This window comes from Arthrobacter sp. S2(2024), assembly GCF_036662515.1.
Taxonomy (GTDB): Bacteria; Actinomycetota; Actinomycetes; order Actinomycetales; family Micrococcaceae; genus Arthrobacter.
On sequence record NZ_JAYKZI010000002.1, the window covers coordinates 387,992 to 410,696 of the forward strand.

Genomic DNA, 22,705 nt, shown 5'->3' on the forward strand with positions numbered 1-22,705 from the left:
TCCGGCGTGGCCTGTTGTTTGCGGTATTGGGTTTCCTACCCATCATTTGCTGTCAGATAGCTGCAAAGCAGGTATCTGTTGAATCACGATCCACGTAAGTTCGTGTGAGCTGGCTCAACTTGAATCATTTCTTCGCTAGATTCGTCACATGACTATTCAAGCCGCCAGCGATGCCCTCGTCTCCCTGAATGGCGTCAATAAGCACTTTGGTCAACTACATGTCCTGAAGGACATCAACCTCCAAGTGAAAAAGGGTGAGGTTGTGGTTGTCATCGGGCCTTCGGGCTCGGGCAAGTCCACGCTGTGCCGGGCCATCAACCGCTTGGAGACCATCGATACGGGCGAGATTTCGATCGATGGCAAGAAGCTGCCTGAGGAAGGCAAGGAACTTGCCCTTCTCAGGGCCGACGTCGGCATGGTCTTCCAATCGTTCAACCTGTTCGCCCACAAGACGATTCTCGAAAACGTCACGCTGGGACCGATCAAGGTGAAGAAACAGGACAAAGCAACCGCGGACAAGGACGCCATGGCGTTGTTGGAGCGGGTCGGCGTCGGGCAACAGGCACCCAAGATGCCTGCACAGCTCTCCGGTGGCCAACAGCAGCGTGTGGCAATTGCCCGGGCTCTCGCGATGAAGCCGAAGGTCATGCTTTTCGACGAGCCGACCTCGGCACTTGATCCGGAAATGATCAACGAGGTCCTGGATGTCATGGTCCAGTTGGCCAAGGAAGGCATGACCATGATCGTGGTCACCCACGAGATGGGCTTTGCGCGCAAAGCTGCCGACCGCGTTGTCTTCATGGCCGACGGCCAGATTGTTGAAGACGCCAAGCCGGAGGAATTCTTCACCAACCCCCAAAGCAACCGTGCCAAGGATTTCCTCTCCAAACTCCTGACTCACTGACACTCACCGCACCCAGGCCGCGGGGGTGGCCGCACAATGAAAGGAATATCATGAAGTCTTTTATCACCCGGAGGAAATCCCTCCTGGTCGCTGCAAGCGCGGCGCTCGCCCTTTCGCTGAGCGCATGCGGTGGCGGCGGCGGTTCCACCACCGCGCCAAGCAGCGAGTCCGCACCGTTCACGGTGGCCCAGAACGTGTCCATCACGGGCAGCCCCACGTTCGACAAGATCAAGTCGAACGGAAAGATCACGATCGGCGTCAAGCAGGATCAGCCTGGCCTGGGCTTCAAGGATGCCGCGACCGGCGAGTACAGCGGTTTTGACATCCAGGTTGCCCAGTGGATCGCCGCATCCCTCGGTTTCTCGAAGGACAAGATCGAGTACAAGCCCATTCCTTCGGCCAACCGCGAGTCCGCCATTACCAACGGCGACATTGACTACTACGTCGGGACCTACTCCATCACGGACAAGCGCAAGCAGTTGGTCGACTTCGCCGGACCCTACTTCGTGACGGGTCAAGGCCTGCTGGTCAAGAAGAGCAACACGACCATCAACAGCGAGAAGGACCTGAGCGGGAAGAACGTCTGTTCGGCCACGGGTTCAACCCCCATCCAGAACATCAAGGCAAACTTCCCCGGCACCAAGACCACTGAGTTCGACACGTATTCACAGTGTGTCGAGGCGCTCAAGAGCGGCCAGGTCGATGCTGTGACTACCGACCAGGCAATCCTGATCGGTTACGCCTCCCAGGACACCGACAACCTCAAGGTGGTAGGCCAGCCGTTCACCACTGAGAAGTACGGTGTTGGCTTGAAGAAGGGCGATACAGCCTTCCGCAAGTTCGTGAACAAGATGTTCACTGACGGCGGCTCTGTGTGGCAGAAGATCTACGACTCCACACTGGGCCAGTCCGGCACCAAGGTCACCCAACCCGCAGTGGACAACTACTAAACCCATGTTGAGGGGGCGGCCCTTGGCCGCCCCCTCGAATATCGGCTGAAAGCGACCATTCTGTGAATACGCTGCTGAATAATTCGGACCTGTTCATCACAGGGTTCCGGAACACCCTTGTACTTTTCGTCGTTGCCGGGATCTTCGCCCTGATCCTGGGCACCATCGTGGCGACCTTGAGGGTATCCCCCATCCCTGCGATGCGCGCCGCAGCCACTTTGTACATCAACGTTGTGCGCAACACCCCATTGACGTTGGTCCTGTTCTTTTTTGCCTTGGGCTATCCGAAGCTCGGTCTCGTGGAAATTGATTTCATGACCGCAGCAACCGTCGGCCTCAGCCTGTACACCGCTACTTATGTGGCGGAAGCCGTGCGCTCCGGCATCAACACCGTGCCTGTCGGCCAGGCCGAGGCTGCCCGTGCCATCGGCCTTCCGTTCACCCAAACCCTGACCCTGGTGATCCTCCCCCAGGCATTCCGTGCCGTCATCCCGCCCATGTTCAGCGTGTTCATCGCATTGCTCAAGAACACAACGGTGGCAGCCGGCTTCTCGGTCGCCGAAGCGGGAGCCATCAGATCGAATCTTTCCGAGCGCGGCGAGCCTGCCATGGCCGGGCTGCTCTGGGTCGCACTGATCTTCGTTCTGCTCGTTTTCATCCTTTCCTTCGTCCAGCGGAAGCTTGAAAAGAAATGGAAGGTGGCCCGATGAGCTCGGTCCTTTTTGACGCTCCGGGCCCGAAGGCCCGCGCACGCTACCGGATTCTCGGCGTCGTGACCGCCCTGGTCATTCTCGCCATCGTCGGATTCATCGTCCTTCGTTTCGCCCAAAGCGGCCAGTTCGACGAGAAGAAGTGGCATTTGTTCACCTTCCCGCTGGTCCAGCAGACCATCATCCAATCAGTGGGCGCCACGCTTTCAGCGTTTGCCACGGCAGCCGTGCTCAGCTTGGTGCTGGGTGTCTTCCTGGCCTTCGGGAGGCTCTCCGAGCGCAAGTGGATCAGCTTGCCTTGCTATGGGTTCACGGAGCTCTTCCGTGCCATTCCGTTGCTGATCCTCATGATGATCTTCTACTACGGGCTCCCTCCGCTCGGCGTCCAGGGGATCACGCCTTTCACGGCAGTCGTTGCGGGCCTGGTGCTCTACAACGGATCGGTGCTCGCGGAAGTCTTCCGGGCCGGCATCGAATCGCTCCCCCGTGGCCAGAGCGAGGCCGGCTATGCCATCGGCTTGCCGAAGAGCGCGGTCATGACAAACATCCTGCTGCCGCAGGCGGTCCGCTCGATGCTCCCGGTGATCATTTCCCAACTCGTGGTCATCCTCAAGGACACCGCGCTGGGCTTCATTGTGACCTACAACGAGATCCTCTTCCAGGCCAAGTACTTCGGAAGCCAGGCCCAGTACGGTTCGCCCATCATTCCTTCCGCGATCATTGCCGGTGTCCTGTACGTCGGGATGTGCCTGATCCTGGCCGGAATCGCCAAGTGGCTTGAAGGCCGGATGCGCCGCAACGTCAAAGTGGTGAAGGTGGCCAAGTCGGAGATTGTGGCAATCGAGGGCTAGTCGCAAGAACGTCGCAGACGTGGGTGTGGGGGGGGGGGGGGGAGGGGAGAAGGAAACAAAAAAACACGCCAGACACCGCCCCACCACCCCCCCCCCCCCCCCCCCCTCCCCCCACACCCTCATTCTCAAGCAAAAATAAGGTCACTCGACCTAGTCGGCCAGCCACGACCGCAACGCCCGGAGGCACTCACGGATGGCGTCGGAGTCGACGTGTTCGTTGTCTTTGTGCGCAAGAAGCGGATCGCCCGGTCCGAAGTTGACCGCGGGAACGCCTAGCTCGCTGAAGCGCGCGACGTCGGTCCAACCGTACTTGGGTTTGGGCTCGGCACCGACGGCGGCAACGAAGGACGCCGCAGCCGGGTGGTTGAGGCCCGGCCGCGCCCCGGCGGCAGCGTCGGTGCGGACGACGTCGAAGCCGTCCAAGAGTTCGCGGACATGGGCTTCGGCCTGGTCCGGGGTCTTGTCCGGCGCGAAGCGGTAGTTGATCTCCACGACGCAGCGGTCCGGGATGACGTTGCCCGCAGTGCCGCCGTTGATCTTCACGGCATTGAGGCTTTCCCGGTAGTCCAGCCCGTCCACGTTGACGGTGCGAGGTTCGTAGGAGGCCAAGCGGCTCAGGATGGGAGCGGCTGCGTGGATGGCGTTGCTGCCCATCCACGCCCGGGCGGAGTGCGCCGCTTCCCCGACCGTGGTGGCTTCGAAGCGGCTGGTGCCGTTGCAACCGCCTTCCACCGTGCCGTCGGTGGGTTCGAGCAGGATCGCGAAGTCCCCCTCCAGGAGATGGCCATGGTTCCGTACCAAGCGGCCGAGGCCGCTCTTGACCGCTTCAACTTCCTCATGGTCATAGAAGACGAAGGTGACGTCTTTGCCCGGCTCGGCGCCGCCGTCGAACATTGTCGCGGCGAGCGCAAGCTGCACCGCGACCCCGCCCTTCATGTCGGTGGCTCCGCGTCCATACAAGGTTCCCGTCCCGGGGACGCCGGACTCCCACGTGGCGGGCACGGTGCCGAGCGAACCCTCCACGGTGGGCAACGGCACGGTATCGAGGTGGCCGGCCAAGATCACGCGCTCCGGGCGTCCCAGCTCGGTCCGGGCAATGATGGCGTCGCCGTCCCGCACAAGCTGCAGGCCGGGGATCGTACGAAGCGCGGATTCAACGGCGTCTGCAAGCGCGGCTTCGTTGCCGGACACGCTGTTGATGTCCATCAGCGCCGCGGTCAGCAGCGCAACGTCTTGCCTGATGTCAAGAAGGATCGGGGTAGTTTCAACGGTCACCTGTCCACTGTATCCCGAGCGAATTGCGACCCCTCGGTCCACACACGGTTTCAAGGGAAGCAGTGGCTCTCGATAGACTTGCGCCATGACTGAAACCGCTGCCTCTGCCGCTCTCGATAGCGCTTCTGACAACGATCGCTCCGCCTATGGCTTTGGCCTGGCCACCATCGCCACCTCCGACGCCGGAGAAGCGACAGTGCTGGACGTCTGGTTTCCGGCACCGGCATTGGGCGAAGCTGCCGCATCCCTGCGCGCCGTGGAGCACGCCGACGAGTCGCTGACTGCTCTCGCAGCTGAAAGCCACGACGCCGACCGCCGGACCGAACAGAAGGTGGTCTTTGCCCAGATCAACCTGGACGAGGCACCCGCCGACACCGTTGACGCCTACCTGCGCCTGCACTTGCTTTCGCACCGGCTCGTCAAGCCCAACAGCATCAACCTGGACGGGATCTTCGGCAAGCTCCCCAACGTTGTGTGGACGAACTTCGGCCCCGCCGCAGTGGACGGCTTCGAATTGACCCGCGCCCGCTTGCGTAAGCGCGGCGCCGTCACGGTCTACGGAGTGGACAAGTTCCCGCGCATGGTGGACTACGTCGTTCCCACCGGGGTCAGGATCGCCGACGCCGACCGGGTCCGCCTGGGCGCCTACCTCTCCGAAGGCACCACGGTCATGCACGAGGGCTTCGTGAACTTCAACGCCGGCACGCTCGGCACGTCCATGGTGGAAGGGCGCATCTCGGCAGGTGTTGTTGCCGGTGACGGCACCGACGTCGGTGGCGGCGCCTCCATCATGGGGACCCTCTCCGGTGGCGGCAAGGAAAAGATCGCCCTGGGTGAGCGCGTGCTCCTGGGTGCCAACTCCGGCGTGGGCATCAGCATCGGCGACGACTCCGTGGTCGAAGCAGGTCTCTACGTCACGGCTGGAACCCGCGTGCGCATCCCCGGCCCGAAGGACGCCAACGGGGAAGACACCAGCAGCATCATCAAGGCTGTTGAGCTCTCCGGCGTGCCGAACCTGCTGTTCCGCCGCAATTCCACAACTGGCGAAGTCGAGGTCCTTCCCCGCAAGGGCCAGACGGTGGAACTCAACGAAGCCCTCCACGCCAACTAGCTGATACCTGGATGCGCCGTCTCCGACGCACCATCATCTTGTTGCTGGCGCTTGCCTTGGTGGCCGGTGCCATCTACGCCGTGGTGACTGTACTGCAGCGTTCCGAAACCTTGGTTACGGAACGCTGCGTCGCCGTCGTGGGCTCGGACTCGTACGAGCTGGCGACGGACCAGGCCGCGAATGCCGCCCTCATCACCGCCATTGCCGTGCAGCGGGGGCTGCCTCCGCGCGCGGCCACAATCGCCGTGGCCACAGCCATGCAGGAATCCAAGCTTCGCAACATCGGGCACGGTGACGAGGTTGGCCCCGATTCGCGGGGCCTGTTCCAGCAGCGCCCCTCCCAGGGCTGGGGCACCGAAGCCGAGGTCATGGATCCCGTCTACGCGACGAACGCTTTCTATGACCACCTTGTGAAAATACCCGGCTACGAAACAATGGCGATCACTGATGCGGCGCAAGCGGTCCAGCATTCCGCCTACCCCCAGGCCTACGCGCAGCAGGAACCCATGGGCCGGGCGTATGCGTCGGCGCTCACGGGACATTCCGAACGGGCCCTCGACTGCACGCTCCGGGCCGCGGACACCGCCGGCGACCCGAACGCCGTCGTGGCCGCCATGACCACGGAGTTCGGCGCCCTGCCGGCCGTGGCCCAGGGCCGCACGGTCCAGTTGAACATCAGCGGTGCGCAGGCGTGGGCTGTGGCCCAGTGGGCCGTGGCGAATGCCAAGGACCTTTCCGTGACGCAGGTCGACGTGGCTGGCGCCACCTGGAACCGGCAGGACCACAAGGGCTGGCAGGATTCAGCGGCACCGTCGGGGTCCGTAACCATCACGGTTTCGGCTCCGAAGACCTAGTTTTGGGTGGGGCCTCGGCGGTGCCTGGCGGCGTCGCCCGGCTTCAGACCAGTAGTTCAACCACCGGCTGGACGTAGCTGCGGAAGATATCCGGTTCGGACAAGAGCCGGTGGCTCATGATCATCTTGTCCGGCTCAAGATACCAGGCCCTTGGCTCGTTGAGGGGTAGCTCGATGATCGTCAGCTGGAAGTCCCGGGAACTCCGTCCGACTTCCAGCAGCCTGTCCTCCACCATGTCCCCCAGAAGCAACGTGGCGCCGCTCGCTTCGCGTTCAGCCTCCAGTTTTTCGTACTCTTCAAGGCGCTCACGGGCCCAGGTCAGGGCGGCCCCGAAGTGTGCCTGCAATACTCTGCGCAGGGCAGGCGAATTGCCGAAGGCGTTGAATCCCGGGGGTGAAAGCTCCGGCGCGGCATCCGGATACGCCCTCAACAGCTGCTCCCACCAGGCCTCCCACTCTGTCTTGAGGGCCGGCACCCCGCCTACCTCGGCAGTGAGGTGCGTGTGGTCCGCGTGCCTGACTTTGGGTGTGGCGTGGGACAACGTTGGCGTACCGGCTCCGTCCAATCCAGCAACGTCTCTCAGATACAAGGCAATGAGCATCGGTCCGGAGGTGTCCATTGTGATTCGCCACCCCTGACCGCCTGTGTCATGCATCCGATTGCCTCCCTTGGCAGGTGCCCACTCAGGGTTCCAGTCTATTCCCGTTGAGCCTCGACGTTAACGGTTGGATGGGACCGCAACCAGAGTCTGCAGATGCGCGGTCAGCACGTCGCGGCAGACCTCGGCCGTCATCCACTCAGGCTGCAGCAGGGCGTGCATGCACAGTCCGTCGAGGGTGGCCAGAAGGCGCTCGGCCTCGGTCACCAGGCGCTCCTGGCCGGATCCGCCGTCGGGCATCAGTCGCATCACCAAGCGGCCGACGACGGCGGCCACGGCCCGGTGGCTGCGTGCCGCTTCCTGTTCGAGTACTGGCCGGATTCGGGCCGCGTGCCGGAATGCCATCCAGACACAGGCGTCGACGGCCAGTTCCTCGTCGAGCGGAAGGAATTGGCCCACCAGGGTTAACACGGCGGCGCCGTGTTCCGCCGAATCCGGATCCAAGGATTCGACGACGGCGAACGCGTCCTCAAGCCGCGCGGCGATCCTGTCGATGACCACGGCAAAGGAGTGGACCAGCAGTTCATCGCTGCTGGCAAAGTAATGCCGGACCGAGCCGACGGCGAGCCCGGCTTCGTCGGCCACCTCCCGCAAGGAGGCACGTTCCAGGCCATCCGAGGCGATGATCCTGAAGACAGCTTCGACTACTTCCTGGCGCCGGGCTTCGGCATCAACAATCTTGGGCACAGATCTTTTTAGCACGAACGTGCTTGAACGGTACCGCCCGGCGCACCGGAACTGCGGGACTGTGGCGCACGCAACACTGAGCGAGCCTTGGCAAGTTCGGCTAGCGTTGCTTGCATGAGAATTCTTGTCACGGGTGGCACCGGCTACATCGGATCGCACACCGTCCTGTCCCTGCTGGAAACCGGACACGAAGTGGTCGTGCTGGACAACCTCGTGAACTCAAGCGAAGAGTCCCTGCGCCGCGTCGGTGAGCTGGCGGGAAAGACGGCGGCGTTCCATAAAGTGGATCTGGTGGACGAGGCCGCGGTTGAAGCCGTGTTCGATCAGCACAGCATCGACGCCGTCATCCACTTCGCCGGGCTCAAGGCAGTTGGCGAATCCGTGCAGGAACCCCTGAACTACTACTACAACAACATCGTCGGCACGCTGAACCTGCTCCGCGCCATGGACAAGCACGGGGTCCGGTCGATCGTTTTCAGTTCCTCCGCCACGGTATACGGCGAGCACAACCCCATCCCCTACATCGAGAAGATGGAGATCGGGGCGAACAACCCCTACGGCCGTACCAAGGAACAGATCGAGGACATCCTCACGGACCTCGGCGCCGCGGACGAACGCTGGCACATCGCCTTGTTGCGCTATTTCAACCCGGTGGGCGCACACCCCTCGGGCCGGATCGGCGAGGACCCCCAGGGTATCCCCAACAACTTGGTCCCCTACATCGCCCAGGTCGCCGTCGGCCGCCGCGAAAAGCTCATGGTCTTCGGCGGAGACTACGACACCCCGGACGGCACCTGCCTGCGGGACTACATCCACGTCGTCGACCTCGCCGGTGGCCACGTCGCCGCATTGGACTACGTTGCGGAGCGCCCCGGCGTTCACCGCTGGAACCTTGGCTCCGGGAAAGGCACGTCCGTACTGGAGATGCTCCACGCCTTCGAACAGGCCGTGGGCCACCCGCTGCCGTACGAGATCACGGGCCGCCGGGCGGGAGACCTGCCCGCGTTCTGGGCCGACGCCTCCTCCGCCCTGGCCGACCTGAGCTGGTCCACCACGAAGACCGTGGACCAGATGTGCGAAGACCACTGGCGCTGGCAGAAGAACAACCCACTCGGCTACAGCTCTTAAAGTGCAACGCGGGGTCACTTACGGCCCATGATGTCCCTTGGGACGGGCTGTAAGTGACCCCGCGTGCTGGGCCCACACCGGCGGGGATTAGACCGCCGGGTAGTCGCGTTCCGGCTCTCCTGTGTAGAGCTGCCGCGGACGGCCGATCTTCGTCTGGGGATCGTTGATCATTTCGCGCCACTGGGCGATCCAGCCGGGGAGTCGGCCGATCGCGAACAGCACGGTGAACATCTTCTCGGGGAAACCCATGGCCTTGTAGATCAGGCCGGTGTAGAAGTCGACGTTCGGGTAGAGCTTGCGCTGGATGAAGTAGTCGTCCGCAAGGGCCTTCTCTTCGAGGCGCATCGCGATGTCCAGGAGCTCATCGTTGCCGCCCAGCTTGCCCAGGATCTCGTGTGCCGTCGCCTTGATGATCTTGGCGCGGGGGTCGTAGTTCTTGTAGACCCGGTGTCCGAAGCCCATGAGGCGGACGCCGTCCTCCTTGTTCTTGACCTTCTCCATGTATTCCTCGGGCTTGATGCCGTCGGCCTGGATCTGGCGCAGCATCTTCAGCACGGCCTCGTTGGCGCCGCCGTGGGCGGGACCGAAGAGGGCGTTGATGCCTGCGGAAACAGAAGCAAACAGGTTCGCGTTCGAGGAGCCCACAAGGCGGACGGTCGACGTCGAGCAGTTCTGCTCGTGGTCGGCGTGCAGGATGAGCAGGAGGTCCAGCGCCTTGACGACGACGGGATCCAGCTCGTATTGCTCTGCCGGCAGGCCGAAGCTCAGGCGCAGGAAGTTCTCCACGAGGTTCATGGAGTTGTCCGGGTACAGCATGGGCTGGCCGATGGACTTCTTGTGGGCGTAGGCCGCGATGACCGGGAGCTTCGCCATGAGGCGGATAGTGGAAACTTCCACATGCTCCGGGTTGAACGGGTCCAAGGAGTCCTGGTAGAACGTGGACAGCGCGGAGACAGCCGAGGAAAGCACCGGCATCGGGTGCGCGTCACGCGGGAAACCGCCGAAGAAGCCCTTGAGCTCTTCGTGGAGCAGCGTGTGGTGGCGGATCCGCTGGTCGAACGCGTCCAGCTCGGTGGGAGTGGGAAGGTTGCCGTAGATCAGCAGGTAGGAAACTTCCAGGAAGCTTGAGTGCTGGGCAAGCTGCTCGATCGGGTAGCCGCGGTACCGCAGGATACCGGCGTCGCCATCGATGTAGGTGATTGCCGACGTGGTGGCGGCGGTGTTCATGAAGCCGGGGTCATAGGCGACGGCGCCCGTCTGCTTCAGCAGCTTGGAAACGTCGTATCCTTCGTTCCCTTCTACAACCTTGATCCGCGGGAGCTCGAGCTCTCCGCCGGCATGGCGCAGGGTAGCGCTGGTGGTCTCAGTCATGGAGTCCCCTTCATGAGGCTCTTGGCCTCGGTCGAAAGCTTGATCCAACCAACATCTGGTGACTCCAGCCAGGAGTCTGCAGGTGCAGACACCATCGGCCGAACTGCCTTCGTGGAGAAAGCCACCATTGATAGTCAGTTAAAAGCTACCGCCAGTAAGCGGGACAAACTAATTCACAAGCTACGGTTACTGGCGGAATGACGCGCCCTGTGCGGGAAGTCACAGCATTGTTACCGGGCAGTGTCCAAGCGTTCGACTGCCGCATCGATGCGTTCGTCCGTGCCGGTGAGCGCCACACGGATGAAACCATTGCCCGCGTCTCCATAGAACACCCCGGGCCCGACGACGATCCCCAGCTCAGCGAAACGGCGGACTGTGTCCCACGTCGCCTCCCCTGCGGTGGACCACAAGTACAGGCCAGCTTTGGACTCGTGGATCTCCAGGCCGAAGTTCTTCAGTGCCGGCAGGAGGCGTTCACGGCGCCCGCGGTAGAGATCCTTTTGGGCGAGCACGTGGCCGGCATCGCCGAGCGCGGTGCGCATGGCTTCCTGGACCGGATACGGCACGATCATGCCGGCGTGCTTGCGGCTGTTGACCAGATTCGCCACGATCGACGAGTCACCAGCTACGAAGGCGGCACGGTAGCCGGCGAGGTTCGATTGTTTGCTGAGGGAGTAGACGCACAAGAGTCCGTCCGTGGATCCTCCCGTGACGCGCGGGTCAAGGACGCTAGGCACTGCCTCGCCGCCACGCTGGGCATCCCATTCGCCCCAGCCGAGTTCGGCATAGCATTCATCCGACGCCACGACTGCGCCGATCTCGCGCGCCTGGGCGACGATCTGCCTGAGGGATTCGACGTCACGGACGCTGCCCGTGGGATTGCCGGGGGAATTGATCCAGATCAGCCGGACCCTCGCGCGGGTGGCTGAGTCCAGTTCGTCCAGGCTGTCTGCCGCGACGGCAGTGGCGCCTGCGAGCATGGCGCCGATGTCGTAGGTCGGGTACGCCACAGTGGGACGGACCACGACGTCGCCTGCGCTCAGTCCCAGCAGGAACGGCAACCAGGCCACCAATTCCTTGGAGCCGACGGTCGGCAGGACGTCCCTCGGATCGATTCCCGGGACCCCGCGGCGGCTGGCGAACCAGTTGGATACGGCCTCGCGAAGAGCTTCCGTGCCGTGGACCGTCGGGTAACCATGGGCGTCAGCTGCCCGGGCAAGCGCCTCGCGGACCAGTTGCGGCGTCGGATCCACGGGGGTTCCGATGGAGAGATTGACTGCCCCGCCCGGGTGTTCTGAAGCCTTGGCCACGTACGGCGCCATCGCTTCCCAAGGATAGTCAGGCAGGTTGAGGCCGAAAGCGGGGGCCGCAGAAATCAAAGGAAGCAACCGTTCTTAGTGGTCTTGGTTCTGTGGGGGCAGCGCGGCGATGAAGGGGTGGTCCTTACCGGTGTTGCCGATCTTGGCGGCTCCGCCCGGGGAACCAAGGTCATCGAAGAACTCGACGTTGGCCTTGTAGTAGTCGGCCCATTCCTCCGGGGTGTCGTCCTCGTAGTAGATCGCTTCCACCGGGCACACGGGTTCGCAAGCTCCGCAGTCCACGCACTCATCCGGGTGGATATAGAGGGAACGTTCGCCTTCGTAGATGCAGTCAACAGGGCATTCTTCAATACATGCCTTGTCCTTGACGTCCACACACGGCTGCGCGATTACGTAGGTCACGTCCCTTGCCTCTCCACAGTTGTCCCGGAAATTCCGGGTAGTACCACCGGCCCTGTGGCCGGTACATCGAATTCTGAGCCTATTATCCCCCAGCGGGAACTCAGCAACCTAGCCGGGCGTCTTACTATGAACTGGTGAATCTGCCCCGGCCCCAGGATTTCCTGCTCAATACCGTATCCGGAACACGGGTAGTTGTCCGATACCGCCTGGACAACGGCTTCACCGATGCCCTCGGCTACCTGCTCTCGGTCGCCGACGGTGCGTGCACCATCCGTACCCGACAGTCCGACGTCGAGATCCCGCTGGCCCTTGTTGTGGCGGCAAAAGCGGTCCCTCCTCCGCCCCCGCGCCGGGGTCCGCGCACAACCCGCGAGTAGTTCCGCCTCATGGCCCGGAGGGTCAGGCGCCATGCACCTCGTCGGGGAGCCTGCGCATTCCCCACAGCGGGGAGAACAGCACAGGCGCAACAAAAACAAGACTTCCGCCCAAGCCGATCCAGAGTGTCGGTACGAGGCCGATGTTCTCGGCCAGGAGGCCCGAGGCTAGGGCAGCGATCGGCATGACCCCCCACACCACGAAGCGAATGGACGCATTCATGCGCCCCAGGAGCCGGGGCGGACACACACGCTGCCTCATGCTCAACTGCATGATGTTGTACACCAGCACTCCGAAAGCGAACCCGAACTCGGAGACGATGAGCATCACCAGGGACATCCATCGCTCGGGGGCAAGCACGCACAACGGAACCAGGAGGAGGAAAAGCGAGCTGATCATCGACGCCACGGGAATAACCGTCCCCTCGCCGATCCAGGCCGCCAACCTGGGCGCGGCAACCGCCCCGATCAGTCCGCCCACGGCGCCGACCGCCATGATGAGGCCCATGCCCTCCGGACCGAGTTCCAGTTCACGAAGTACCAACACCGGCATCAAGGTGAAGGCAAGCGTGGTGAAGAAGTTGACCCCGCCCGTGCACGCCGCAATCCTGCTGATCAGGGGATGCCTGACCACGAAGACCAGGCCCTCCTTGATTTCGCTTGCCAGCGGCTGCCGATCCTTCGCGGCCACGGGCCGTTCCGCATCGCGCGTCCTGAGCAGGAAGATGGCCGACAGCAGATACCCGATCGCTTCCCCGACGAACAGCACCGGGGCGGACACAACCGTCAGCAAGCCACCGCCCGCGGCAGGACCCCCGATCCGTGCGATCTGGGAGGTGGCCTCGAGCTTGGAGTTCGCCTGCGGCACTTTCGCGGCATCCACGAGCACGGGCACATAGCTCTGGTAGGAAACGTCGAAGAACACCGTCGCGGCCCCGACGACGGCGGCTACGGCGTAAAGGTGCCAGATCTGCAGGATGCCGGCCCACCAGAGGATTGGTACGGTCGCCATTGCCGCGGTCCGGACCAGGTCCGCCACGATCATGGTGCGACGCTTGAGCCAGCGGTCAACCCACGCTCCTGCCGGCAAACCGATCAGCAGGAAGGCCGCAAGGCCGGCGGCATTGAGCGCGCCGACTTCGAACTCACTGGCGCCGAGCAAAGTCACCGCGAGGACGGGAAAAGCCAATTGCCCCAGTTGCGCCCCAAGCTGGCTGACGGCCTGGCCCGACCAGAAGGTGATGAAGTTCCGGTCCCGCCACAGCGAGGCAGTGTGCTGAGCTGTGTCAGTTTGCTGAGCATTGTCCGTGGTCCCGGCGTTCACCCGCCCAGTTTCCTGTAGTGATTGGTATATGTCAATCACTCAAGGCTGGCTACACTGGCCACCATGACGGAACACGAGCGGGAGGACAGCGACCTGGTGGCCAAGGGCCGCGCCTTGAGCTCCCCCCTGCGCTTGAGGATTCTCCGGCTCTGCCTGCACCACGCTCGCACCAACAAAGAGATTGCGGGGCTGTTGGATATCAATCCGGCGTCAAGCCTGCATCATGTCCGGACCTTGGTGCGCACCGGTTTTCTTGAACCTCAGGAAGGCCGGAAGGGAAAGAGGGGCGCCAAGGAGGTGCCGTACATCGCCACCCGCACCTCGTGGAGCACTCCCGTCGACGATATTGCCCCTGTCCTGATCGAAACATTCGTCCAGGAAACCCGCGGGCTCATGCCAGGGGACATCGATGTCTGGCGGCTTGGCGTGAAGTTCAATGCTGCACGGCAGCAGGAGATGATGGGCAAGCTGCGGGCGGTCGTCGAGGAATATATGCGTCTTCCGGCAGACGACGACGGCGAGGCCACCTCGCTCTTGATTGCCCACCACCGGGACCCAAGCGCCGACTAGCTAAGCGCGCGGAGGACGCCCGTAGCGCCGGCACCACAAGAGCATCACGAAAGTGATGCCCGCACTCCCGTAAACCCACACATTTCCGGGCACATCCGCGACGATCAGCTGCTTGCCCGTTCCGCCCGTGGAGAGCACGCCTACGGCGGCGTAACAAACAATGCCCACCACCGCCGTCGGGATCAAGGATCGCGACCACGCACCCAGCAGGAGCTGGAGCGATGCGAGCAGGAGCAGTGCCGCTGCGGGACCCCAAGAGACGTCGACGCCGGCAATAAGGAGCGCCTGCCGGTGCAGTGCGGTGCCTGCAAAGGCAGCAAAAAGAGCCACCGGAACAGCCACGGCAATGCCGCGTGCTGTTCCGGTGGCTCCCTCATTCAATGCGTCAGTCCGTTGGGCGCGTCAGTACTTGATCTGCGCAGGATCAGACTTTGGCGCGTGCGCGGGTAGCCTTGGCGCGCTCGTTGGCGTCCAGGATCACCTTGCGGATGCGGATGGAGTCCGGGGTTACCTCAACGCACTCGTCTTCGCGGGCGAATTCGAGGGACTCTTCGAGGGTCAGGTCGCGCGGCGGCGTCAGGTTCTCAAAGGTGTCAGAGGAAGCGGCACGCATGTTGGTGAGCTTCTTTTCCTTCGTGATGTTGACGTCCATGTCGTCGGCGCGGGAGTTCTCGCCGACGATCATGCCTTCGTAGACCTCGGACGTGGGCTTCACGAAGAAGGAGCCGCGTTCCTGCAGGTTGATCATGGCGAAGGGGGTGACCACACCGGCGCGGTCGGCAACCATCGAACCGTTGGTGCGGTATTCGATAGGGCCGGCCCACGGCTCGTAGCCTTCGGAGATCGAGGAAGCGATGCCGGCGCCACGGGTGTCCGTAAGGAACTTGGTGCGGAAGCCGATGAGGCCACGTGCCGGAACGATGAATTCCATGCGGCACCAGCCGGTACCGTGGTTGGCCATGTTGGTCATGCGGCCCTTGCGGGCAGCCATCAGCTGCGTGACCGCACCGAGGTACTCTTCAGGCACGTCGATGGTCATGTGTTCCATCGGCTCGTGGATCTTGCCGTCGACGGTCCGGGTGACAACCTGCGGCTTGCCGACAGTGAGCTCGAAGCCTTCGCGTCGCATCTGCTCCACGAGGATGGCCAGCGCAAGCTCGCCACGTCCCTGGACTTCCCAAGCATCCGGACGCTCGGTGGGCAGGACCTTGATGGAGACGTTACCGATCAGTTCCTTGTCCAGGCGATCCTTCACCTGGCGCGCCGTGACCTTGGCGCCCTTGACCTTGCCGGCCAGCGGGGAGGTGTTGATGCCGATGGTCATGGAGATCGCGGGGTCATCCACTGTGATAAGCGGCAGCGGCTGCGGGTTCTCGGCGTCAGTGAGGGTCTCACCAATGGTGATTTCCTCGATACCGGCAACAGCCACGATCTCGCCCGGGCCGGCGGACTCTGCCGGTACGCGGTCAAGGGCCTTGGTGGCCAGGAGCTCGGTGATCTTGACGTTCTTCAGCTCACCGTTGGCACGCGCCCAGGCGACGGTCTGGCCCTTGCGGAGGGTGCCGTTGTAGATGCGCAGGAGTGCAAGGCGGCCGAGGAACGGGGAAGCGTCCAGGTTGGTGACGTGCGCCTGAAGGACACCGTTCGGGTTGTAGGTCGGCGCCGGGATGTGCTCGATGATCGCCTTGAAGAGGGGTTCGAGATCTTCGTTTTCCGGGGCCGAGCCGTCAGCCGGCTGCTCGAGGGAGGCGCGGCCGACCTTGGCTGCGGCGTAGACCACGGGTACTTCCAGGATCTTGTCCAGGTCCAGGTCCGGAACTTCGTCCGCGAGGTCGGAGGCCAGGCCAAGGAGCAGGTCCATGGACTCGTGGACAACCTCTTCGATGCGGGCGTCGGGGCGGTCGGTCTTGTTGACCAGCAGGATGACGGGCAAGTGCGCGGCAAGGGCCTTGCGGAGGACGAAGCGGGTCTGCGGCAGCGGACCTTCGGAAGCGTCGACCAGGAGGACCACGCCGTCAACCATGGACAGGCCGCGCTCCACCTCGCCACCGAAGTCGGCGTGGCCGGGGGTGTCGATCACGTTGATGGTGATGGTCTCGCCATTGGACGACGGGCCGTTGTAGGCAACCGTGGTGTTCTTGGCGAGGATGGTGATGCCCTTTTCGCGCTCCAGGTCACCGGAGTCCATGACGCGGTCTTCCAGGTGGTTGTGCTCGGCGAAGGAGTTGGTCTGCTTGAGCATGGCGTCGACCAGCGTGGTCTTGCCGTGGTCAACGTGGGCCACAATCGCGACGTTGCGCAGATCACTGCGCGATGCAGTGGTCGCGGCGGTGTTGGTGGTGGTTTCAGACATGCGTAATGGCTCGATTCAGTGGTGAAGTCAGCTGTTGTATCGCGACATTTCCAACCGGAACGCACGACGGATTAGACCCTTTGACACAGGGCACCTTCATAGAGTCTAAACGCTGTGGTATTTATTGGCCTAAAAATCACCCTCCAGGTCATCGAATTGTGCCCTTCATCACAATCGGCAGCGAACTCGGGATGAGCCGGAAACAGCAAAAGAGCCGGTACCACTTCCCCCCACGGAAGTGGTACCGGCTCTTCTGCTCCCCCGGCTGGCACTCAGCGCACGGGCGCCAGCACCGTCAGGCCACCACGGGCGGAAGCATCAGGCTGGCACCCGGGATCGCGTTGAGCAGGGCCTTGGTGTAGTCCTGCTGCGGCGAATCGAAGACGTCGTCCGTGCTGCCCGTTTCCACGAGCTTGCCCTTCTGCATCACGCAGACATGGTCGGCGATCTGCCGCACGACGGCGAGGTCGTGCGTGATGAACAGGTACGTCAGGCCAAGATTGGACTGCAGCTCGGCCAGGAGGTTCAAGACCTGGGCCTGCACCAAGACGTCCAAAGCGGAGACCGCTTCGTCACAGATGATCACTTCGGGGTCGAGGGCGAGCGCGCGCGCGATCGCGACGCGCTGCCTTTGGCCGCCGGAGAGCTCGTTCGGGTACCGCTGCATGGTGGACTGAGGCAGCGCCACCTGGTCCAGGAGTTCCCGGACCTTCTTCTCGCGGCTGACCTTGTCACCGATCTTGTGGGTCCGGAGCGGTTCCTCGATGGTCCTGAAGATGTTGTACATCGGGTCGAGTGAACCGTACGGGTCCTGGAAAATCGGCTGGACGCGGCGCCGGAACTTGAAGATTTCCCGGCTGTTCAAGGTGGAGGTGTCCACACCGTCGAAAACGATCCGGCCCGACGTCGGCGCGAGCAGGTTGAGGACCATCTGGGCCACGGTGGACTTGCCGGAACCCGACTCACCCACGATCGCCGTCGTCGTCCCCCGTTTGACGTTGAACGAGACGTTGTCCACCGCAGTGAAGTCCGTTGCCTTGCCGACGCCGGAGCGCAGCTTGAAGACCTTGCTGAGGCTTTCGACCTTCAGGACGTCGTCGGCCAATGCCTTTTCGGCCACAGCTTCGGTGGGCGCCAGGAGTTCTTCCGTCTGGATTCCTTCGGCCTTGGCGGCCTGGATCCTACGCGAAGCGAGTGACGGCGCCGAGGCCACCAACCGCTGGGTGTAGGGGTGTTGCGGGTTGCGAAGCAATTCGAGGGAAGGACCGGCCTCCACCACGTTGCCGCGGTACATGACCACTACTTTGTCCGCGCGCTCGGCAGCGAGGCCGAGATCGTGGGTGATGAGCAGGACTGCCGTGCCGAGCTCCGCCGTCATGGTTTCGAGGTGGTCAAGGATCTGCCGCTGCACCGTGACGTCCAGGGCCGACGTCGGCTCATCGGCGATCAGGAGCCGCGGCTGGCAAGACAGGCCGATGGCGATCAGGGCCCGCTGGCGCATGCCGCCGGAGAATTCGTGCGGATACTGCTTGGCGCGGCGTGCGGAGTCCGGCAAGCCGGCCTCCCCCAGGACGCGGGCGACGTCGGCAGGACCGCTGGGCTTGCCGTTGGCGCGCAGCGTCTCGCGGACCTGGTATCCGATCTTCCAGACCGGGTTGAGGTTGGACATCGGATCCTGCGGAACCATGCCGATCGTGTTGCCGCGCAACTCGATCATGCGCCGTTCCGGGGCGTGGGAGATGTCCTCGCCGTCGAGCAGGATCTGCCCGCTGGAAACCCTGCCGTTCTCCGGCAGGAGGCCAATGGCGGCGAGCGCCGTCGTCGACTTCCCCGAACCGGACTCACCCACAATGGCGACAGTCTCGCCGGGCATGATGGTCAGGTGCGCATTCTTGACGGCCTGGAATTCGCCGCTCGCCGTCTGGAAGGAGATGGCGAGGTCCCGGATTTCAAGGAGCGGACGCTCTTCGGTTCCGGCTTCGTCGATGGTGACGTTGGATGTTGTCATGATTGCCTCCTTCATCGCTTGCGGCTCTTGGGGTCAAGGGCGTCACGCAGCGCGTCGCCAAGCATGATGAAGCTCAGGACCGTGATGGACAGTGCGGTTGCGGGGAACATCAGCACCTCGGGGTTGGTGCGCAACGTGTCCTTCGCCGCGGAAATGTCGTTACCCCAGGACATGATGCTGCCGGGCAGGCCAATGCCCAGGAAGGACAGCGTTGCTTCCGTCACGATGAAGACGCCAAGCTCCATGGTGGCCAGGACGATGATCGGCGCGAGCGCGTTCGGAACGACGTGCCGGACCAGCGTGCCGATCTTGGAGACACCGAGCGAGCGTGCGGCCGTGACGAAATCCGCGTTGCGGACTTCGATCACGGCCCCACGGGTGATGCGGGCCATTTGGGGCCAGCCGAGCATCACGATGACCATGACCACCGTGAACACGCTCTTGTTCTCGCGGAAGAAGGGGAGCTGGGTAACTACCAGCGCGCCAAGGACCAAGGGCAACGCGAAGAAGATGTCGCCGATGCGGGCAATGATGGTGTCAACCCAGCCGCCGAAGAAGCCTGCCAGTGCACCGAGGGTGACCCCGATGATCAGGACGAAAATGACGGAGACGACGCCGACAGTCAAGGATGCCTGGGTGCCGTGGATGACGCGGGAGTAGATGTCGCAGCCCTGGAAGGTGAATCCCAGGGGGTGGCCGGCCGAGGGGCCCGCGAGGGAGTCGCCCAGCTGGCAGTTGTCGTTCGGGGCAGTCTGCGTGAAGAGGCCCGGGAAGAACGCGACCACGAGGAGCAGCAGGATCATGAGCGCCGAGATGATGAAGAGCGGCCGACGGCGGAGCTTCCGCCAGGCATCCGCCCAGAGGCTCAGGGGTGCTGCGTCGACCTTGAGGGTATCGGTCGCCAGCAGCGGTGTCTCGTCGATTGGGGCAACATAGTGCTCGATCTGACGGTTACTTTTCATAACGGATCTACTTTTCATAGCGAATCCTGGGGTCAAGCCAGGCGTAAAGGAGGTCCACCAACAGGTTGGCGGCAACGAAGACCAGTACCAGCACGCTCACAATGGCGACGACGGTGGGGCCTTCGCTGCGGATCACGGCTTGGTAGAGCTTCTGGCCGACGCCGGGCACGTTGAAAATGCCTTCGGTGACGATCGCGCCGCCCATCAAGCCACCCAGGTTCGCGCCCAGGTAGGTGACCACGGGAATCATGGAGTTTCGCAGGATGTGGGCCAGGACCACGCGGGGGCGGGACAGGCCTTTTGCGGTTGCCGTGCGGACGTAGTCGGCGTTCATGTTTTCAATGACCGAGGCGCGGGTCAGGCGCAGCACGTAGGCAAAGGACACGAGGCCAAGGACGGTAGCCGGAAGGATCAGGGTGCCCCAATCCGCGTTGGATCCAACGGTCGGCTTGGCCCAGCCAAGCTGTACGCCAACGACGAGCTGAAGCACGAAGCCCAGGACGAACGTCGGGACGGCAATGACCACGAGGGACGCGACAAGCACGGTGGAGTCGAAGATCTTTCCCTTGCGCAAGCCTGCAATCAAGCCGAAGGCCACACCGAAGACAGCCTGGATGGCAAGGGCCTCGACGGCGAGCATGGCGGTGACCGGGAAAACGCGGCCAAGGGTGGCGGCGATTGGCTGGCCGGTGAAGTCCACCCCGAGGTTGAACGTGAAGAGGTTCTTGAGGAACAGTCCGTACTGGACCCAGAACGGCTGGTCGAGGTTGTATTGCTGGCGCAGCGCGGCAATGACGGACTCGCTGGGCGGTCGGTCGCCGAACAGGGCGCGGATGGGGTCGCCCGGGAGGGCAAAGACCATGAAGTACACGAGCAGGGTGGTTCCCAGGAACACGGGAATGACCTGCAGCAAACGCCGGAGGATGTACTGGGTCACAGCAACGGTTCCTGGGCGCTCTTGAAAATGTGGGGATTCATTAGGGACAGCTTTCGTGCCGAATCAAGGCATGGGGGCCCGGTTTGTGGCCGGACCCCCATACGCTAACGAGCTTGGAACAAGTCCAGTAGGACTACTTTGCGGTGATGTTGTAGTACAGCAGGACGCCGTTCCAGCCGGAGTCAACGTTGCTGACGTTCTGGCTCCATACAGCCTGGCGTGCCTGGTACCACAGGGGCAGGTTCGGGAGGTCCTTGAAGAGGATTTCCTGAGCCTGGGTGAACTTCTTGTTGGCGTCGTCCGTGGACTTGGAAGCCAGGCCCTCGGTGAGCAGCTTGTCAAACTCAGGGTTGCTGTAGCCCTCGTAGTTGGCGCTGGCTCCGGTCTTCAGCAGCGGGCCGAGGAAGTTGAACAGCGACGGGTAGTCTGCCTGCCATCCGGCGCGGGTGAAGCCCGGGAGGGTCTTGGCCGTGCGGAGGTTCAGGATCTCGGCGAACTTGGCGAACGGCTGGCCTTCCGCCTTGATGCCGAGGTTGTTCTTCAGGTTGTTGGCAACGGCGTCAATCCATTCCTTGTTGCCACCATCGGTGTTGTACGCGAGCTGCAGAACCTTGTCGGCGGGCCACGGGCTCATGGCGTTTGCCTTTGCCCAGAGGTCCTTGGCCTTCGCGGCGTCGAACTTCAGAACGTCGGAGCCTGTCACGTTCGCGTTGTAGCCATCGATGGACGGCGACGTAAAGTCCTTCGCAGGGATGCGGGTGCCGTTGAAGACGACCTTGGTGATCTCATCGCGGTTGATCGCCATGGAGATGGCCTGGCGGCGCAGCTGGCCGGCGGGTCCCTGGAACTCAGGCAGGTAGTTCGGGATGTTCAGGGTTGCGTTGCCCGCGTAAGCCTTGTTGAGGCTGTGGTCCGGGAAGTCCGTTGTGTAGGTCTTCAGGGCGTTCGTGGGCAGGACGTCGGTTACGTCAAGGTTGTTGGCCTGGACGTCGGTGTAAGCCGGAGCCGGGTCGGTGTAGAACTTGAAGGTCACGCCGCCGTTCTTGGCCATGCGCGTGCCCTGGTAGTCCGGGTTCTTGACGAGGGCGATCTGGCTGTCGTGCTGCCAGGCACCCTTGGCGGCCATCTTGTACGGGCCGTTGCCGATCGGGTTTTCGCCGAAGGCCTTCGGGTCCTTGAGGGCGTCGGCCGGAAGCGGCATGAAGGCGGAGTAGCCGAGGCGCTGCGGCCAGTCGGCCTCCGGCTGGGCCAGCTTGACCGTGATGGTCGAGTCGTCCTTCAGCACCAGGCCGGACATCGTCTGGGCGGTCGGTGCGGGAGTCGACGTTGACTTTCCGTCCGCGCCCTTGGTCTTCGTGACGGCGCTGACTGCGTCGTAGCCTTCGATGGATTCGAAGAAGCTGCTGCTGGACTGGGCGTTGGTGCTCAGTGCGGCGAAGTTCCAAGCATCAACGAAGCTCTTGGCGGTGACTGCCTCGCCGTTGGTGAACTTGGCGCCCTTCTTGACCTTGATGGTGTAGTTCTGGCCGTCGCTCGTGTCAATGGATTCCGCGAGTGCGTTCACGGACTTGCCATTGGCGTCGTAGCTGGTCAGGCCTTCGAACAGGAGGTCGACAACGCGGCCGCCGTACACCTCGTTGGTGTTGGAAGGGATGAGGGGGTGCTGGGGTTCATTGCTGTATGCGGTGATGATTTTGTTCGGATCGCCGGCAGCGGTGGGGCCACTGCTTCCGGAGCCAGCGCTGCCGCATCCGGTGAGGGCAAGCGCGGCGACTGCGAGCAAGCCAAGAGCTTTGGAAGTGCGCGAAAAACGCATTCCGCCTCCTATGGATTCAGGGGGATGGGTCGGGGCAACTCATAGCTGCCCCCGGGGCCAGGCACAGAATTATCCTGTGACGCGGCCTACATGGATGTGTAATCCTAACCACAGCTTGTCCGAAATATGGAATCCCATTGG

Annotated in this window: 22 protein-coding genes; 9 read left to right on the forward strand and 13 right to left on the reverse strand. The window is 63.1% G+C overall.

The window, feature by feature from the left end:
• The first annotated feature begins 148 nt into the window (after positions 1 to 148).
• The 4 genes from VLA65_RS05430 (at position 149) to VLA65_RS05445 (ending at position 3,415) form a co-directional block, all read left to right on the forward strand.
• Positions 149 to 904, forward strand: coding sequence for an amino acid ABC transporter ATP-binding protein (locus VLA65_RS05430; protein WP_059387486.1), 756 nt, complete (start codon positions 149 to 151; stop codon positions 902 to 904).
• Between the two features lie 50 nt (positions 905 to 954).
• Complete coding sequence (locus tag VLA65_RS05435) at positions 955 to 1,854, forward strand: glutamate ABC transporter substrate-binding protein (RefSeq protein ID WP_059387485.1); 900 nt, start codon at positions 955 to 957, stop codon at positions 1,852 to 1,854.
• Positions 1,855 to 1,916: 62 nt separating this feature from the next.
• The gene (locus VLA65_RS05440) at positions 1,917 to 2,564 is read left to right on the forward strand and encodes an amino acid ABC transporter permease (protein ID WP_059387484.1); all 648 of its coding nucleotides are present in this window, start codon (positions 1,917 to 1,919) and stop codon (positions 2,562 to 2,564) included.
• Positions 2,561 to 3,415 carry an amino acid ABC transporter permease gene (locus VLA65_RS05445; protein ID WP_332601973.1) on the forward strand — a complete coding sequence of 285 codons (855 nt, stop codon included), beginning with the start codon at positions 2,561 to 2,563 and terminating at the stop codon, positions 3,413 to 3,415. The genes VLA65_RS05440 and VLA65_RS05445 overlap by 4 nt, the downstream gene beginning before the upstream one ends.
• A gap of 150 nt (positions 3,416 to 3,565) precedes the next feature.
• On the opposite strand, the gene dapE is transcribed toward VLA65_RS05445, so the two are convergent.
• Positions 3,566 to 4,690, reverse strand: coding sequence for a succinyl-diaminopimelate desuccinylase (gene dapE, locus VLA65_RS05450; RefSeq protein ID WP_332601974.1), 1,125 nt, complete (start codon positions 4,688 to 4,690; stop codon positions 3,566 to 3,568).
• An 85-nt stretch (positions 4,691 to 4,775) separates the two neighbouring features.
• Between dapE and dapD the strand changes: the two genes are divergently transcribed.
• Positions 4,776 to 5,801 carry a 2,3,4,5-tetrahydropyridine-2,6-dicarboxylate N-succinyltransferase gene (dapD, locus tag VLA65_RS05455; RefSeq protein ID WP_306958658.1) on the forward strand — a complete coding sequence of 342 codons (1,026 nt, stop codon included), beginning with the start codon at positions 4,776 to 4,778 and terminating at the stop codon, positions 5,799 to 5,801.
• An 11-nt stretch (positions 5,802 to 5,812) separates the two neighbouring features.
• On the forward strand, positions 5,813 to 6,655 hold the full coding sequence (locus VLA65_RS05460) for a hypothetical protein (RefSeq protein ID WP_332601975.1): 843 nt from the start codon (positions 5,813 to 5,815) through the stop codon (positions 6,653 to 6,655).
• A gap of 43 nt (positions 6,656 to 6,698) precedes the next feature.
• On the opposite strand, the gene VLA65_RS05465 is transcribed toward VLA65_RS05460, so the two are convergent.
• Positions 6,699 to 7,310, reverse strand: a complete 612-nt coding sequence (locus VLA65_RS05465) for a hypothetical protein (protein ID WP_332601976.1) — start codon at positions 7,308 to 7,310, stop codon at positions 6,699 to 6,701.
• Between the two features lie 63 nt (positions 7,311 to 7,373).
• Positions 7,374 to 8,000: a TetR/AcrR family transcriptional regulator gene (locus VLA65_RS05470; protein ID WP_307052564.1), complete on the reverse strand. Its 627-nt coding sequence runs from the start codon at positions 7,998 to 8,000 to the stop codon at positions 7,374 to 7,376.
• Positions 8,001 to 8,114: 114 nt separating this feature from the next.
• Between VLA65_RS05470 and galE the strand changes: the two genes are divergently transcribed.
• The gene (gene galE / locus VLA65_RS05475; RefSeq protein ID WP_284991428.1) at positions 8,115 to 9,128 is read left to right on the forward strand and encodes a UDP-glucose 4-epimerase GalE; all 1,014 of its coding nucleotides are present in this window, start codon (positions 8,115 to 8,117) and stop codon (positions 9,126 to 9,128) included.
• A gap of 87 nt (positions 9,129 to 9,215) precedes the next feature.
• Here galE and VLA65_RS05480 read toward each other — a convergent pair whose 3' ends face one another.
• The 3 genes from VLA65_RS05480 to fdxA all read right to left on the reverse strand — a co-directional run bounded on the left by VLA65_RS05480 (position 9,216) and on the right by fdxA (position 12,220).
• Positions 9,216 to 10,499, reverse strand: a complete 1,284-nt coding sequence (locus VLA65_RS05480) for a citrate synthase (RefSeq protein ID WP_059387479.1) — start codon at positions 10,497 to 10,499, stop codon at positions 9,216 to 9,218.
• Between the two features lie 230 nt (positions 10,500 to 10,729).
• Positions 10,730 to 11,878 (reverse strand): succinyldiaminopimelate transaminase, encoded by a 1,149-nt coding sequence (gene dapC, locus VLA65_RS05485; protein ID WP_332602061.1) that lies wholly within the window; start codon positions 11,876 to 11,878, stop codon positions 10,730 to 10,732.
• Between the two features lie 15 nt (positions 11,879 to 11,893).
• A complete protein-coding gene (gene fdxA, locus VLA65_RS05490; protein ID WP_018776555.1) occupies positions 11,894 to 12,220 on the reverse strand; it encodes a ferredoxin in 327 nt (108 codons plus the stop codon).
• A 134-nt stretch (positions 12,221 to 12,354) separates the two neighbouring features.
• Here fdxA and VLA65_RS05495 point away from each other — a divergent pair, with 134 nt between their 5' ends.
• The gene (locus VLA65_RS05495; protein WP_332601977.1) at positions 12,355 to 12,597 is read left to right on the forward strand and encodes a putative acetyltransferase; all 243 of its coding nucleotides are present in this window, start codon (positions 12,355 to 12,357) and stop codon (positions 12,595 to 12,597) included.
• Positions 12,598 to 12,619: 22 nt separating this feature from the next.
• On the opposite strand, the gene VLA65_RS05500 is transcribed toward VLA65_RS05495, so the two are convergent.
• A complete protein-coding gene (locus VLA65_RS05500; RefSeq protein ID WP_306958660.1) occupies positions 12,620 to 13,918 on the reverse strand; it encodes an MFS transporter in 1,299 nt (432 codons plus the stop codon).
• Positions 13,919 to 13,981: 63 nt separating this feature from the next.
• Here VLA65_RS05500 and VLA65_RS05505 point away from each other — a divergent pair, with 63 nt between their 5' ends.
• Positions 13,982 to 14,488 (forward strand): helix-turn-helix domain-containing protein, encoded by a 507-nt coding sequence (locus tag VLA65_RS05505; RefSeq protein ID WP_284991423.1) that lies wholly within the window; start codon positions 13,982 to 13,984, stop codon positions 14,486 to 14,488.
• Here the strand turns inward: VLA65_RS05505 and VLA65_RS05510 are convergent, their stop codons facing one another.
• From VLA65_RS05510 to VLA65_RS05535, 6 genes are all read right to left on the reverse strand, one after another.
• Complete coding sequence (locus VLA65_RS05510; RefSeq protein WP_332601978.1) at positions 14,489 to 14,869, reverse strand: hypothetical protein; 381 nt, start codon at positions 14,867 to 14,869, stop codon at positions 14,489 to 14,491. It lies immediately after the preceding gene.
• A gap of 43 nt (positions 14,870 to 14,912) precedes the next feature.
• Positions 14,913 to 16,841 carry a translational GTPase TypA gene (gene typA, locus VLA65_RS05515; RefSeq protein ID WP_284991419.1) on the reverse strand — a complete coding sequence of 643 codons (1,929 nt, stop codon included), beginning with the start codon at positions 16,839 to 16,841 and terminating at the stop codon, positions 14,913 to 14,915.
• 295 nt (positions 16,842 to 17,136) lie between these two features.
• A complete protein-coding gene (locus VLA65_RS05520) occupies positions 17,137 to 18,849 on the reverse strand; it encodes a dipeptide ABC transporter ATP-binding protein (RefSeq protein ID WP_306958662.1) in 1,713 nt (570 codons plus the stop codon).
• 11 nt (positions 18,850 to 18,860) lie between these two features.
• On the reverse strand, positions 18,861 to 19,811 hold the full coding sequence (locus tag VLA65_RS05525) for an ABC transporter permease (protein ID WP_059387473.1): 951 nt from the start codon (positions 19,809 to 19,811) through the stop codon (positions 18,861 to 18,863).
• A gap of 7 nt (positions 19,812 to 19,818) precedes the next feature.
• On the reverse strand, positions 19,819 to 20,748 hold the full coding sequence (locus VLA65_RS05530) for an ABC transporter permease (RefSeq protein WP_059387472.1): 930 nt from the start codon (positions 20,746 to 20,748) through the stop codon (positions 19,819 to 19,821).
• A gap of 133 nt (positions 20,749 to 20,881) precedes the next feature.
• Entirely contained in the window at positions 20,882 to 22,564 is a 1,683-nt protein-coding gene (locus tag VLA65_RS05535) for a peptide ABC transporter substrate-binding protein (protein ID WP_284991415.1), read from the reverse strand.
• Positions 22,565 to 22,705 lie beyond the last annotated feature (141 nt).